The sequence below is a fragment of the Microbulbifer sp. genome, assembly GCF_036563125.1.
Lineage (GTDB): Bacteria > Pseudomonadota > Gammaproteobacteria > Pseudomonadales > Cellvibrionaceae > Microbulbifer.
Genome location: NZ_DATCMV010000100.1, coordinates 22325 through 36538 on the forward strand (window position 1 = coordinate 22325; position 14214 = coordinate 36538).

Below are 14214 nucleotides of genomic sequence, written 5' to 3' on the forward strand. Positions count from 1 at the left end.
TGTACTAAGCTTCCGCAAAACGGGGCTTGTTGTGCAGCCAGCGCCTTACCAGCGCCGCGCGCGCAACGTCGTCCAGGCGGGGTGCCGCGGCAATTTTCTGCACCAGAGGCAGCAGATGGGCGTCGCGCTGCAGGTCGGCGATGCGGTGCTGGATCTCACCGGTCTGGCGGGTACCCAGAATTTCCCCGGGGCCGCGCAGGCGCAGGTCCTCTTCCGCAATGGCGAAGCCGTCAGCGTGGCTGCGCAGGGCCTGCAGGCGCGCGCGACCGTTGGCGGACAGCGGGGTGGTGTACATCAATACACAGTGGCTGGCGATACTGCCCCTGCCGACGCGCCCTCTTAACTGGTGCAGCTGCGCGAGACCCAGACGCTCGGGGTTTTCGATAATCATCAGGCTGGCATTGGGTACGTCCACGCCCACCTCGATGACCGTGGTGGCCACCAGCAGGTCTACCTCTCCGGCCTTGAAAGCCTTCATCACCAGATCCTTGGCGTCGGGTTTCATGCGCCCGTGTACCAGCGCCACGCGCACGCCATCGAGGGTATCCGCCAACTCCGCTGCGGTGGATTCCGCGGCCTGTGCCTGCAGGGTTTCCGACTCCTCGATCAGGGTACAAACCCAATAGGCCTGGCGGCCCTCGCGCACTGCACTCTGCACCCGTTCCATCACGTCGTAGCGGCGCTCGCTGGAGATGGCCACGGTGTTGATGGGCTGGCGTCCCGGGGGCAGCTCGTCGATCACTGAGCAGTCCAGGTCGGCAAATGCAGACATGGCCAGGGTGCGGGGGATCGGGGTGGCGGTCATGATCAACTGGTGCGGCTGGGTACGCGTCTCGCCCTCGATGGAGCCTTTCTCACGCAGTTGCAGCCGCTGGCGCACGCCGAAGCGGTGCTGTTCGTCGATGATCACCAGCGCCAGGCGGTGGAATTCCACCCCCTCCTGAAACAGGGCGTGGGTGCCCACCACCAGCTGTGCGTCACCATTGGCAATGGCCGTCAGCTGCGCGCGGCGCTCGGACGCTTTCATGCTGCCGGTGAGCCAGGCCACGGTAATGCCGAGGGGTTCAAGCCAGCCGCAGAAATTGATCCGGTGCTGCTCGGCGAGAATTTCCGTGGGTGCCATCACCGCACATTGAAAACCGGCACCAATGGCCTGTAGTGCGGCGCGCGCGGCCACCAGGGTCTTGCCGGCTCCGACGTCCCCCTGCAGCAGGCGCATCATGGGCACGGTGCTGGCGAGATCGTCGGCAATTTCTTGGCCGACACGCTTCTGTGCATTGGTGGGGGCAAACGGCAGGCGTGCGAGAAAATCCCGTTCCAGTGCAGCATTGGGCACCAGCGCGGGCGCCGAGACTCTGGATGCAGTGCGGCGCAGCTCCAGCAGGCTCAGGTGGTGGGCCAGCAGCTCTTCAAGTGCCAGCCGCTGTTGCGCCGGGTGCTGGCCTTCCGCCAGCTGTGCAAGGTCCGCGTTCGCCGGCGGTTGGTGCAAATACATCAGCGCGCCCGCGAGCGGCATCTGCAGGGCTCTCGGCAACAGTTCCGCCGGCAGCAGCTCGGTAACGTTACCCTCGGCGAGCCAGTCCAGCCCCTGCCCGATCAGCGCCCGCAGCCGCCCCTGCCCCAGGCCTTCGGTCAGCGGGTAAATGGGGGTGAGCGTGTCAGCGGTGGGGGAAATATCTTCGCCGAGAATTTCGGTCTCTGGATGATAGAGCTCGACGCCAGCACTGCCGCGGCGGGCCTCGCCATAGCAGCGCACCCGGGTGCCCGGGGCCAGGCGGCTTTTCTGTGCGGCGGTGAAATGAAAAAAGCGCAGGGTGACGCTGCCGGTGCTGTCCTGCAGGCGCACTGCCAGGCTGCGGCGGCGGCCGAGCAAAACGTTAGCTGCGCGTACCTCCCCTTCGATAACCGCATCCATACCGGGGCGCAGGCCCGCCAGTGGGACCACACGGGTGCGGTCCTGGTAGCGTGCAGGCAGGTGGAACAGCAGGTCCTGCAGTGAGCTGATATGCAGCTTGGCGAGTGTTTCCGCCAGTTTGGCACCGACACCTTTAAGCGCGGTGACGGGGATCTCTGCCAGCGGTTTGTGACTCTGGTTGGAACTGGGGCTCACGGACTCTTCAGCTGACACTGATTGATGGCGTCGCGCAGCATGTCGATGGCGCGGTGGCGCGGAAAGCTCGCCCGCCACGCCAGTGCCACCGTGCGCTGGGGTGCCGGCGCCACAAACGGGCGGGTCACCAGCACACCGGTGGCGTACTGGGAGGCGGCGGCCGCGGACAGCGGCAGCACGGTGATGCCGAGGCGCGAGGCCACCATGTGGCGCAGGGTTTCCAGCGAACTGCCGTCGGCGGCGGTGCGGATATGGCCGCTGCCGGCCTCTTTCTCGATGGACTGCTGCAGTTGCGGGCAGGCCTCCAGCACCTGGTCGCGGAAGCAGTGGCCCTCGCCCAGCAGCAGCACATTGTCTTCACACAGCTGCTCGGGGCTCAGGGCATCGAATTTCGCCAGAGGGTGGTCCGAGGGCATCAGCACCACAAAGGGTTCGTCGTACAGCGGCTGGGTGACCACGTCTGGCTCGGTAAACGGCAGCGCAATGATCACGGCATCCAGCTCACCTTTGCGCAGGCGCGCGCGCAGGGTGGAGGTGTAGCCCTCTTCCACGTACAGCGGCATCTGCGGTGCCAGGTGTTGCAGCTGCGGAATGAAATGCGGGAACAGGTAGGGCCCGATAGTGAAGATGGCCCCTACCGACAGCGGACTGCTCAGCTGGTCCTTGCCGGCACTGGCGATATCTTTGATCGCCGCCGACTGCTCCAGTACCAGCTGTGCCTGGGCGACGATACGCTCACCCAGTGGGGTGGCCTGCACCCGGGTCTTGGAGCGTTCGAACAGGGCCACGCCCAATTCTTTTTCCAGCTTTTTGACGGCGATAGACAGGGTCGGCTGGCTCACAAAACAGCGCTCGGCGGCGCGGCCGAAGTGCTGTTCCTGGGCCAGGGTGACGATGTAGCGCAACTCATTCAGTGTCATGGCAAACGCAATCAAGGAAAACTTGGCGATAGAGTTTATTCATAAACCCCCCCGAGCGGCCAGCAAAACTGCCCGGCTGGCGTGTAAAAGTCTCAAACCAGAAAAAAATGCTATTAATGCGGTTTATGGATAGTAATTTTTGCTATTAACTTGCGCTCTTCGCGGTGGCGTGACGCTTTTTTTGCTATACGTGTAAGGGCAAGTGTTCAATACACACAAAGCGGAGAATCGCTATGGGAATCTTGTCTTGGATTATTCTCGGCCTGATCGCGGGCGCACTGGCCAAGTGGATCATGCCAGGCCCCGATCCAGGCGGCTGGATTGTCACCATCATCATCGGTATTGTCGGAGCGGTAATCGGTGGTTGGCTCGGCAACATGGTGGGCATCGGTGGTCCGGTCACCGGTTTTTCGGTGGGTGATATCATCACCGCCGTAATCGGTGCCATCGTCCTGCTGTTTGTCTACAGGTTGGTAAAGTCGCGCTGACGCATCCGCGGAATATTCAGTGCAGGGGCCCACAGCACGCTGTAGGCCCCGTTCACAGATTGCGATGGGCAAACAGGTTATAAATAGGTTTGCTGACTGAGAATCCGCGGTAATTCACAATTATTCTCACATTCTTCTTAAAAATGGGTGCCGGCACGATTGCGGCACTGCGTATTTGGGGCCGGCGTTCGGACCTGGGGGTTGATTCAAGCGGTTATGGCAAAGGAAAAAGTCTGGATCTTCGGTTGCGGTGATCTGGGAACCCGTCTGGCACTAAAGCTGGATCGCAAGGCGTACGACGTATTCGGCGTGCGGCGAAATCCGCTGCAGGCGCTGGCACGCAAACGCCGGGCCGATGTCGTCAACTGGCGCCGTGGCGACGCTACCCGGGTAGAAGATATCCACAAGCATCTCAGCAACGGTGCGGATATTGTCATCGCCACCTTCACGCCCGGTGCCAGTACCCCGCAGGCCTACCAGCGCGCCTATGTGGAAACCGCCAGCGCCATGCGCCAGGCCCTCGCGGACATGGAAAAACCTCCGCGCCTGTTCCTGTGGATCTCCTCTTCCCGTGTCTACGGCCAGAGCGGCGACCAGTGGCTGGACGAGCGCTCGCAGCCGCTGCCCAGCAGCTTTCAGGGCGAAGCATTACTGGCGGCTGAAAAAATCGTGCAGCAGAGTGCGGTGGAATCCTGCGTGGTGCGTTTCGCCGGAATTTATGGCCCCGGGCGCGACCGCTTGCTGTCACAGGTGCGCGCCGGTCGCTGCGCACCGCCCTCGCCGCCCCAGTTCAGTAACCGGATTCACGTGGACGATGCCGTGGGCTTTCTGGCGCACCTGATCGAGGGTCAGAAAAAGGGTATGGCAATCGAGAAGCTGTATATCGGTGCGGACTGTACGCCGGTGCCCATGTACGAGCTGCAGAGCTGGCTCGCCAAGTCCATGGGTTACACCAGTGCACATCTGCGCGAGGAGGTGCCCACCAGCGAGCGTCGCTCAAAGAAACTGAGCAACAAGCGCATGCTGGATAGCGGCTATGAAATGCTGTATCCGGACTACCGCGCGGGCTACAGCACCTTGCTGGAAAACGACTGATTTCCTTTCCCGAAAACTCCTTCCCGGAGTTTTCGTCTGCGCGCCGCTCACTCCGAGCGGCGCTGCACTTCCAACTTAAATCACCATTACCGCTTCGGCTTCGAACTGCGCACCGCGCGGCAGCTGGCTCACGCCTACCGCGGCGCGCGCCGGGAACGGTTTGGTGAACAGCTCGGTCATCACTTCATTGACGGTGGCGAAGTTGCTGAGGTCGGTGAGGTACAGGTTGAGCTTAACAATGTGATCCAGCGAGCCGTTGGCCGCTTCGCACACCGCCTGCAGGTTTTTGAAAACCTGCACCGCCTGCTCGCGGAAGTCATCGGAGATGAGCTCCATGGTTTCCGGTACCAGCGGAATCTGGCCAGACAGGTAGATGGTGTTGTCGACTTTGACTGCTTGCGAGTAGCTGCCGATGGCGGCCGGTGCCTTATCGGTTTTTATCACGGCGCGGTTGGGCATGGGTTACTTCTCCGGGCCCATTGGGGCCTGCTTGCTGAAAAAGAAAGCGGGAGAATATAGCGCGGATTATGGGGTTTGGGGAGCAAAGTACGGTCATCGATAACGATATGCGAACCCATCCACAATCCGGAAAATTTCGTGCAAAACCCTACCGAATTTAACAAATCACCCGCAACAAGCGTCCGCCGGAAGTGAAACCCCTAGCCCACCAACGAGAGCCGTCACTGGTACCCATCCGACAAACGATGCCGGCATGTGGATTGGCACTAGATGGTACGGACCGGGCTTTGCCGCCGCCGATGTAGGCGGCTGCACTTGAGTGCGGGATTACGGGCGGGCGATCTTGAGTACGGCGGGCAGGTTGCGCAGGCGTTTCATCACCCTCGCCAGGTGTACCCGGTTGGCGACTTCCAGGGTCAGGGCGATCACACTGTGCTGGGCATCCTTCTCGTCCACGTGTATCTGTTCGATGCTGGCGCCCTCTTCCGTAATACGCGTTGCCAGGCGGGCGATAATACCGCGCTCGGATTCCACCTCCACCCGCACATCGCCGAGGAACTCCCCCTTCACATCCGGCGACCAGTTCACCGCCATGATGTTTTCCGGATGCTCGCGCAGTTCCGCCGCATTGCGGCAATTGTCGCGGTGTACCACCACGCCCTTGCCGGAGCTGATATGGCCCATGATGGTGTCGCCGGGGATCGGGCGGCAGCAACGCGCAAAGCTGATCATCATGCCCTCCTGGGCGTCGATGGTCAGCGGTGAGGAAATGTGGCTGGCTTCGGTTTCCGTGGTACCCGGCGGCACCAGCAGTTTGGCTGCGGAAAACGCCGCGCGATTACCCAGGCCGATTTCCTCCAGCAGGTTGTCGAAGCTCTCGCAGCGGGCTTCCTTCACCCCGCGCTGGACCTGCTCCTCCGTGAGATCGGTGATCTTGAGGTGGAACTTCACCAGCGCCTTTTCCAGCAGCCGCCGCCCGAGCGCAATGGAGTCGTGGTGGCGCTGGTGCTTGAGGAAATGGCGGATGGCGCTGCGAGCCTTGGCGGTCACCACGAAATTGAGCCAGTTGGGATTGGGCTGCACATTCTTGCTGGTGAGGATTTCCACCTTCTGGCCGCTCTCCAGGGGCTGCGACAGCGGCGCCAGGCGCTGGTTGATACGCACCGCCACACAGGAGTTGCCGATATCGGTGTGCACCGAATAGGCGAAGTCCACCGCGGTGGCGCCGGCCGGCAGATCGATGATCTTGCCCTTGGGCGTGAACACGTAGACCTCGTCCGGGAACAGGTCGATCTTTACGTTCTCGATAAATTCCAGCGAGTCGCCGGCGCGCTGCTGCATTTCCAGCAGGCCCTGTACCCAGCGGCGCGCGCGCACCTGGCTGGTACCACCGGTGTTCAGTACCTCATCGCCGGAGGACTTGTACAGCCAGTGGGCGGCGATGCCGCTGTTGGCCATTTCGTCCATTTCCTTGGTGCGGATCTGCACCTCGATGGGCACCCCGTGCATACCAAGCAGCACCGTGTGCAGGGACTGGTAACCGTTGGATTTCGGGATGGCGATATAGTCCTTGAACTCGCTGATTACCGGCTTGTACAAGTTGTGGATAACGCCAAAGGTGCGGTAGCAGGTGTCCACACTGTCGACGATGATGCGGAAGGCGTAGACGTCCATGATTTCCTTGAACGACTTCTTCTTCGAGCGCATTTTCTGGTAAATGCTGAACAGGTGCTTCTCGCGTCCGATCACCAGAGCGTCGATCTTTTCCCGCTCAAGGCGCAGTTCAATCGCGTTCTGGATCTTTTCCAGCAGTTCCTTGCGGTTGCCGCGGGCGGCGACCAGCGCCGCACGCAGCCGGCTGGCGCGCAGCGGATAGGTGGCGAAAAAGGCGCGGTCCTCGAACTCGATCCGCACATCGTTCATGCCCAGGCGATTGGCGATGGGGGCGTAGATTTCCAGGGTTTCGCGGGCGATACGCGCGCGCTTCTCCGGCTTGAGTGAGCCGAGGGTACGCATGTTGTGCAGGCGGTCGGCGAGCTTCACCAGAATCACGCGGATATCCCGCGCCATGGCCAGCGCCATCTTCTGGAAGTTCTCCGCCTGCTTTTCCGCCGGGCTGTCGGTCTCGAACTGGGTCAGTTTGGAGACCCCGTCCACCAGGTCCGCCACCTCATCGCCGAACTGCTCCGCCAGCGCCGCCTTGGGGATACCGGTGTCTTCGATGACATCGTGCAGCATGGCCGCAGCCAGGCTCTGGGCGTCCATGTGCATGCCCGCCAGGATGGTGGCGACAGCGAGGGGATGGGTAATGTAGGGTTCACCAGAGCGCCGGGTCTGGCCCTCGTGGGCCTGTTCCGCGTAGAAATAGGCGCGGCGGACGAACTGGATCTGGTCGGGGGGAAGGTAGGACGAGAGGCGATGGGCCAGACTGTCGATAGTGTGCAAAGCCGCGCTCGCCTCTTAAATTTCCTGCAAATCCTGCATCAAAACGTCGGTGTCGGGATTACAGGTCCTGCTCGGACAGGAATACCGGCGCGGGCGCAGCGCGGCGCACAGGCTCGTCTTCCGGTTCGTCGAGGATGCTGGCGTCCACGAAGCCCTCTTCGATTTCGCGCAGGGCGATCACGGTGGGCTTGTCATTCTCTTCCGGCACAAAGGGGTCGCGACCACCGGTGGCGATCTGACGGGCGCGCTTGCTGCCTACAATCACCAGCTCAAAGCGGTTGTCTACGTGGTCGAGGCAATCTTCAACGGTAATACGTGCCATATATCTTCTGTTCCAGTGTGGGTTCGCCCGGTTGGGCAAAATTGGCGAATTCTGTTGTCCGCCGGGAGCAGGCCCGAACGGATTGGGGGTAGCTATTCTACCGGACCGCGCGGTGTACGCAAATCGAACAGTGCACACTGCGAAAGTACCCGGTCTGATAGTTAGGTGGCGGCACTGCTACCGGGTACGGCTTTCTGAGACACGGGCTAGGCGCCCCCCCTCAACCCATCCGTGGGGGCTCTTCCGCGAGGTCCCTCTCGCGGAAGGTCTCAGAAAGCCGTACCCGCCATCAGTGCCTTCCGCATAAACCGCTATTTGCTTGGCTAGCTCTTACTGAGTGCGCAACAGCGACTGCAACAGCGCGGTGTGGCGCTCCTGCTGCCGTACCAGCCGCTGGCGCTCAGCGACCATGATGGCGCGCAGTTCGCCGAGCGCGGTGGTGAAATCGTCGTTGATGATCAGGTAATCGGTTTCCACATAGTGGGACATCTCGTTGATCGCCTGCGCCATGCGCTTGTCGATCACCCCCTGATCGTCCTGGCCGCGCCCGGTGAGGCGCTCCAGCAGTGCTTGCTGCGATGGCGGCAGGATGAAAATCCCTACGGTCTCAGGCATCAGCCTGCGCACCTGTTCCGCGCCCTGCCAGTCGATTTCCAGAATCACGTCGCGGCCGCTGGCGAGGGTTTCCTCGACCCACGCCTTGGAGGTGCCGTAATAATTTTCGAACACCTGCGCGTGCTCGAGGAAAGCGTTCTCCCCCAGCATGGCCACAAAGCCATCGCGGTCCACGAAATGATAGTTGATGCCGTCGATCTCACCCGGGCGCATGGGCCGTGTGGTGTGGGATACGGATACGGTGACCTGGGTGTCGGCCTCGATCAACGCCTTCACGAGACTGGTTTTGCCAGCGCCGGAGGGCGCAGAGACCGTATAGAGAGTACCTGTGGACACGGCGAACCTTGCTGCAGTGGTGAGTGTGAATTGATGGGCGGGGATTATAACGAATGCCGCTGGCGGCGTGTGAACGGGAAACAGGCAGTCCCCCGACCGGCGCTTGGGGGCAAAAGTGTTGGGTTTTTCCGGCCCGTCTGTCACGGGGAGACTGGCGGGCCGAAACCGGTCGGGAGTGCCTGCGAAATCTCAACCCGTACTTTGGGGAAGCCCGGGCTACTGCGGATTCCTAGCGTTAATGACTAACGGAAGTGACTGTATCGTCTTTGCGGGCAAAAACCAACCACCACCACAGTACGGCGCTGACCAGGCAGTAGCCGGCAATCGCCGCCCAAATTGCCTGGGGCAGCAGCGGCAAGGCCGCGAACAGCGCAATCAACCGGCCCAGCTCCCAGTGGCGGCTGCGCACCTCACCGTCGAGGATACGACCATTCACCACAAGTCCGACCACCAGCATCAGCACCAGCAGTGCCGTGGTGCCGTAGTCCAGGGCTTTGCTGTATTGCAGCAGCGCGAGCGTGGCCGCGGAGTAAATCAGGTGTTGTGCCAGTGCATACCAGCGCAGGCCGCGCGCAATCACCGGATCGAAACGGTGGAAATTGTCGAGGTCACCGCTCGGCACCGGCATCGCTGCCTCTGCATCCGCCGGCCGATAGCCGGTGGCGCGGAACCACAGGGTGAGCTTTTCCTTCCAGCTTTTGGTGTACACGGCGTCCAACCACATGCGGCGGAAGTGCTGCAGGTTGGCGGCCAGTGGATCGAAGGTATTGAGCGGCTTGCGCACCCCGTAGATACAGGGCTCTTCAGTCAGCTCCTCCTGGTAAGTACCAAATAAACGATCCCAGATAATCAGCACGCCACCGTAATTGCGGTCCACATACACCTTGTTCTGGGCGTGGTGCACCCGGTGGTTGGAGGGGGTAACGAGAATCCACTCCATCCAGCGAACCTTGGGGAATTTCTGCGTGTGCACCCAGAACTGGTAGATCAGGTCGATGGCGCCGGCGGTAACCAGTAGTTCCCACGGCATGCCAATCAGCAGCAGTGGCAGGTAGAAGATCCAGCCCAGTGGCACCAGATCGCTGGACTGGCGCAGTGCGGTGGTGAGGTTGTAGTCCTCGCTCTGGTGGTGCACCAGGTGCTCGGCCCAGAAGATATTGATCTCGTGGCTGATGCGGTGCTTCCAGTAGTAGCAGAAGTCATAGGCGATGACCGCCAGCACCAGGTGCCAGGGATTCTCCAGCGACCAGCTGATACCGAGGCTTTGATAAACGGGCTCCAGCCACTGGTACAGCGGGATGTAGATGAGCACCAGGATACCCACCCGGACCAGGCCGAGGATGCGGCTCAGGATACCGGCGCCCAGGCTGCCGATCGCATCGTTGAGGCGGTAAAGCCCCCAACCGCGCCAGCGGTCCAGCGCGAGTTCAATCAGTACGGCGAGCAGGAAAAACGGAATGGCAGCAGTGACGAGTCCCACGGGTACCTCGGAATTTGACTATATCGTTATCGTTGTTCTGACCTCGCGGGTAATGTTGCCACAGGCCGCAACATGAACAATGTCCGCGAGAGACCGGATTCCGAAATCCGTACGCTATTTTCCACCTTTCACCGATTTCAAAAACCCACAGACCATCGGGAGCCACCATGATCAACGCTTATGCCGCCGACAGTGCCGGTGCCGAACTCAAACCCTTCCGTTACGACCCCGGCCAGCTGAAGCCGGGCCAGGTGGAAATCGCGGTGGAATACTGCGGTCTCTGCCACAGCGACGTGAGCGTGGTGAACGACGAGTGGGGCATGACCGCGTACCCGGTGGTGCCGGGGCACGAAGTGGTCGGTCGCATCACCGCCCTGGGCGAGGGAGTGACCCACCTGAAAAAAGACCAGCGCGTGGGTCTCGGTTGGCACTCTGGCTTCTGCGGGCACTGCGGCGAGTGTGACACCGGCAACCAGAATCTGTGTGCCCAGGCTCAGCCCACCATCATCGGCCACCACGGTGGCTTTGCCGACAAGGTGCGGGCCAGCGCCGACAGCGTGGTCCCCATTCCCGACGGGCTCGATCCGAAAGTTGTCGGCCCGTTGTTCTGTGCGGGTATCACCGTGTACAACCCGCTGGTCCAGTTCAATATCAAACCGAACAGCCGCGCCGCGGTGATCGGCATTGGCGGGCTCGGCCATCTGGCGCTGCAATTCCTGAATGCCTGGGGCTGCGATGTCACCGCATTCACCTCCAGCGACAGCAAGCGCGACGAGGCGCTGGAACTGGGAGCGCATCACACCCTGAACAGTCGCGACCCGCAGGCGCTGAAAGCCGCCGCCGGCCAGTTCGACCTGATCATTTCCACGGTCAACGTAAAGCTCGACTGGAATACCTATCTCGCGACACTGAAACCCCGCGGCCGCCTGCATTTTGTGGGCGCCACCACAGCACCGCTGGATCTGAATGTGTTCAACCTGCTGATGGCCCAGCGCCAGGTCTCGGGATCCCCTGTGGGTAGCCCCACCACCATCGCCGACATGCTCGAATTTGCCGAGCGCCACAACATCGCGCCAAAAGTGGAACACTTCCCGATGAGTGAGGTGAATGAGGCATTTGCGCGGCTGAACAGCGGCGAAGCGCGCTATCGGATCGTGCTGGAGGCGGGAAAATAACCCACGGAAAAAGCCGCTAAATAAAAAAGGCCGGCGAATGCCGGCCAAACAAGGGAGGAGTGTTAGGAGATGAGTAACGGCTAAACGTCAGCCCCGGTCAGGGCGCAGCCTCCGCCTGCAGGGTAACCCCCGAATAGGCGGTGTAACCGCGGATACTGATATACCAGGTGCCCGCCGCCGGACTGCTGAAATTGCAGCTCTCTGTGTTGCCGGTGAGATAGGGGCGGCAGTCGTAGCTGCCGGTGGTGGGCTGGGCGCCATAACGCACGTAAAGATCGGCGTCGCCGCTGCCGCCATACATGCTGACATTCAGGGTGGAAATACCCGCATCCACATCCAGAGTGAAGTGCTTCCAGCTGCGCCGGCTGCCGGACAGTCCGGTCTCGGTCCAGCCGCTGGCCTCACCGCCACCGCTGCCGCCACCGCTTCCACCGCCACTGCTACCACCACTGCTGCTGCCACCGCCAGCCGCATAGGCCACCGCTGCTGCGGCGTCGACAATACCGCTACCGCACTGGCTACAGGTGGCGGGGAAACTGCGCGCGGTACTGGTAAGAATACTTTCAACGTTATCCGGGCTCAGGTTTCCATCCACCGAGTAGAGCAGTGCCGCCGCGCCGGCTACGTGGGGCGCCGCCATACTGGTGCCCTGGTAGTAGGCATAGACGTCACTACCGGGAGTGGTGCTGCCGTTATTCAGAGTGGAGAGCACGCCATTAGCGCTGACCGAGGTGTCGCCGCCGGGAGCCGCCACATCCACCACGCTGCCGTAGTTGGAGTACCAGGCGCGGCCACCACTGCGATTCACGGAAGCCACGGTGACCACACCGGAGCAGTTGGCCGGGGTGGCAGTGGATGCATTGGTGTTGGAGTTACCCGCGGCCACCACCACGGTAGCCCCCAGGCTGCGTGCGGTATTGATGGCGTTCTGGGTGGTGCTGCCGCAGCTGCCGCTGCCACCCAGGGACAGGTTCAATACCTTGGCGGGATTGGCGTTGCTGGGAACGCCGGACACGGAGCCGCCGGCACCCCAGATAATCGCGTCGGCGATATCCGAGGTGTAGCCACCGCAGCGGCCGAGTACACGTACCGGCACCACTTTGGCCTTGTAAGCCACGCCGGCGACACCGGTACCGTTGTTGGATACCGCGGCGATGGTGCCGGCCACATGGGTCCCGTGCCAGCTGGAACTGGTCGCCTGCCAACCGCTGCCGCAGTCATTGGTGGAGGTCCAGTCGCCGGGATCCGACGCATCAGAGTCGCGGCCGTCTCCATCGCGGGATACGAAGGTGTCGGAGATCATGTCGTAACCGGGCAGGATATTCGCCGCCAGGTCTGCATGGGGGCGGTAGCCGGTATCGATTACCGCCACTACGACACCCTCCCCCTGCGTGGTATCCCAGGCCGCTGGCAGATTCAGGCCGCCAGCGGCTTCATAGTAATGCCACTGATTGCTGTAGTAAGTATCGTTGGGGGTGGCCAGTGCGTGCATCATCAGATCTGGTTCTGCGTACTCCACTTCCGGGTCCTGCTGCAGGCGGCTGATGATGGCATCGAGTTCCGATTTGCTGGTGCGTTTTTCCAGTTTCAACAACTGCGCGCCGGTAGAAAGACGGCGCATTTGCTGGAAGCGGTGGCCGGTTGTCTGTGCCGTGCGATCGAGAGCGGTCTGTGACATGGCGGCGGCATTGGCGCCCGCCATGGAATTTTTGTATTTGACGATGATGCGATCCGTCACCACTGCTTCCTGTGCAACCGCCACGGCGGACAACTCGGGTTCTACCGCATACACGGTAAAACTCGCGCCAAATGTCGCACTGAACAGTAGGGTCGCCGCGCCGAGCACGGCGCCGGGACGTTTTTTCACAAATGCTGAAAATTTCATGGTTGAGAATTTCTCCTTGCTTATTTTTATCGGCGGAGCTGGATAGAACCGTCGGTAATCACACCGCGGGACTCCTGAGCGGTGACCCCGGAAATCTGCCTGGCAATTTTGTTGTGGTTTCTTTTCGGGGTACTGGTTTGACGATGGGAAAGGCTACGCCCACAGGAAAAAGAGGAGACAATTCTTTGTTATTTGCGCCAATTTTAGGAATAAGTTGGCACTAGTGTTTTTAAAGTAGAAAATTGTGCTAACTGGTTCCCATTTTCGCTGGTGCGAATAACACGGGTTTCCCGACTTGGTGGCCGCAGGTTGGGCGTTGTACGCCTACATGGGCATTGCCATAATCTCGCTGTCGGCCAAGCCGAACTGGAACATAAAACAACAAACAAAAACTGGTAATTAAGGAAGCTCTTATGACTACCGTTGCCAATCCGTATGCATCCCCTCAGGTCTCCGATCTCGATGTCGGAGGAGAAAATGAGGAAGTGAGTGCACGTATTTTTGCTTTCAGTGGCCGGCTCGGGCGATTAAGGTTTATTACTTACTGGATGGTTTCCACGATGCTGATCCTACTGCTGGGCGGAATAGCTGCAGCGGTTTTTATTCCCGTTAGCCCAGAAGCGGGTGTCGCCATCTATACAGTATTCATGTTGTTCAGTGTGATATACGGATTTTCGCTATACGCGCGGCGTTTACATGACCTCGGGCATTCCAGTTTTTTGTGGTACCTGATGATGTTCGTACCGTTGCTGAACCTTATGCTGTTGATCTATTTGGTGTTTTTCCCGGGTAATTCTGCGGCAAACCGATTTGGTCCGCGGGTAAGCCGGAATTCCACCGGGGTCATCGTGGCATTTTTGCTGAGTATTGTGCTTGGCGTTGCC

At 60.8% G+C, this 14214-nt stretch carries 12 protein-coding genes; 4 read left to right on the top strand and 8 right to left on the bottom strand.

Annotated features, from left to right (window positions below; genetic code table 11):
• Window positions 1-4: 4 nt before the first annotated feature.
• Together recG and VIL80_RS08240 are read right to left on the bottom strand one after the other, a co-directional pair.
• Entirely contained in the window at window positions 5-2110 is a 2106-nt protein-coding gene (recG, locus tag VIL80_RS08235; RefSeq protein WP_332035637.1) for an ATP-dependent DNA helicase RecG, read from the bottom strand.
• A complete protein-coding gene (locus VIL80_RS08240) occupies window positions 2107-3030 on the bottom strand; it encodes a hydrogen peroxide-inducible genes activator (protein ID WP_332035638.1) in 924 nt (307 codons plus the stop codon). The genes recG and VIL80_RS08240 overlap by 4 nt, the downstream gene beginning before the upstream one ends.
• Window positions 3031-3263: 233 nt before the next feature.
• Between VIL80_RS08240 and VIL80_RS08245 the strand changes: the two genes are divergently transcribed.
• The gene (locus tag VIL80_RS08245) at window positions 3264-3518 is read left to right on the top strand and encodes a GlsB/YeaQ/YmgE family stress response membrane protein (protein WP_318952539.1); all 255 of its coding nucleotides are present in this window, start codon (window positions 3264-3266) and stop codon (window positions 3516-3518) included.
• Between the two features lie 216 nt (window positions 3519-3734).
• Window positions 3735-4613, top strand: a complete 879-nt coding sequence (locus VIL80_RS08250; RefSeq protein WP_332035639.1) for an NAD-dependent epimerase/dehydratase family protein — start codon at window positions 3735-3737, stop codon at window positions 4611-4613.
• Between the two features lie 75 nt (window positions 4614-4688).
• On the opposite strand, the gene VIL80_RS08255 is transcribed toward VIL80_RS08250, so the two are convergent.
• The 5 genes from VIL80_RS08255 to VIL80_RS08275 form a co-directional block, all read right to left on the bottom strand.
• A complete protein-coding gene (locus VIL80_RS08255; protein WP_332035640.1) occupies window positions 4689-5072 on the bottom strand; it encodes a RidA family protein in 384 nt (127 codons plus the stop codon).
• A 327-nt stretch (window positions 5073-5399) separates the two neighbouring features.
• Window positions 5400-7517, bottom strand: a complete 2118-nt coding sequence (gene spoT, locus VIL80_RS08260; RefSeq protein WP_332035641.1) for a bifunctional GTP diphosphokinase/guanosine-3',5'-bis pyrophosphate 3'-pyrophosphohydrolase — start codon at window positions 7515-7517, stop codon at window positions 5400-5402.
• 58 nt (window positions 7518-7575) lie between these two features.
• A complete protein-coding gene (gene rpoZ, locus VIL80_RS08265; protein ID WP_318952543.1) occupies window positions 7576-7839 on the bottom strand; it encodes a DNA-directed RNA polymerase subunit omega in 264 nt (87 codons plus the stop codon).
• A 330-nt stretch (window positions 7840-8169) separates the two neighbouring features.
• Window positions 8170-8790 (bottom strand): guanylate kinase, encoded by a 621-nt coding sequence (gmk, locus tag VIL80_RS08270; protein WP_332035642.1) that lies wholly within the window; start codon window positions 8788-8790, stop codon window positions 8170-8172.
• A 235-nt stretch (window positions 8791-9025) separates the two neighbouring features.
• The gene (locus tag VIL80_RS08275) at window positions 9026-10270 is read right to left on the bottom strand and encodes a sterol desaturase family protein (protein ID WP_332035643.1); all 1245 of its coding nucleotides are present in this window, start codon (window positions 10268-10270) and stop codon (window positions 9026-9028) included.
• A 167-nt stretch (window positions 10271-10437) separates the two neighbouring features.
• Between VIL80_RS08275 and ahr the strand changes: the two genes are divergently transcribed.
• Window positions 10438-11445 carry an NADPH-dependent aldehyde reductase Ahr gene (gene ahr, locus VIL80_RS08280; protein ID WP_332035644.1) on the top strand — a complete coding sequence of 336 codons (1008 nt, stop codon included), beginning with the start codon at window positions 10438-10440 and terminating at the stop codon, window positions 11443-11445.
• 97 nt (window positions 11446-11542) lie between these two features.
• On the opposite strand, the gene VIL80_RS08285 is transcribed toward ahr, so the two are convergent.
• Window positions 11543-13330 (bottom strand): S8 family peptidase, encoded by a 1788-nt coding sequence (locus tag VIL80_RS08285; RefSeq protein WP_332035645.1) that lies wholly within the window; start codon window positions 13328-13330, stop codon window positions 11543-11545.
• Window positions 13331-13743: 413 nt separating this feature from the next.
• On the opposite strand from VIL80_RS08285, the gene VIL80_RS08290 reads away from it, so the two are divergent.
• The coding region (locus VIL80_RS08290; RefSeq protein ID WP_332035646.1) for a DUF805 domain-containing protein at window positions 13744-14214 on the top strand (471 nt) is incomplete at its 3' end.

Coding starts and splice junctions, on each gene's coding strand:
- VIL80_RS08240 (WP_332035638.1), bottom strand. CDS start 3,030: ATGACACTGAATGAGTTGCGCTACATCGTCACCCTGGCCCAGGAACAG.
- rpoZ (WP_318952543.1), bottom strand. CDS start 7,839: ATGGCACGTATTACCGTTGAAGATTGCCTCGACCACGTAGACAACCGC.
- VIL80_RS08255 (WP_332035640.1), bottom strand. CDS start 5,072: ATGCCCAACCGCGCCGTGATAAAAACCGATAAGGCACCGGCCGCCATC.
- VIL80_RS08250 (WP_332035639.1), top strand. CDS start 3,735: ATGGCAAAGGAAAAAGTCTGGATCTTCGGTTGCGGTGATCTGGGAACC.
- ahr (WP_332035644.1), top strand. CDS start 10,438: ATGATCAACGCTTATGCCGCCGACAGTGCCGGTGCCGAACTCAAACCC.
- VIL80_RS08285 (WP_332035645.1), bottom strand. CDS start 13,330: ATGAAATTTTCAGCATTTGTGAAAAAACGTCCCGGCGCCGTGCTCGGC.
- VIL80_RS08245 (WP_318952539.1), top strand. CDS start 3,264: ATGGGAATCTTGTCTTGGATTATTCTCGGCCTGATCGCGGGCGCACTG.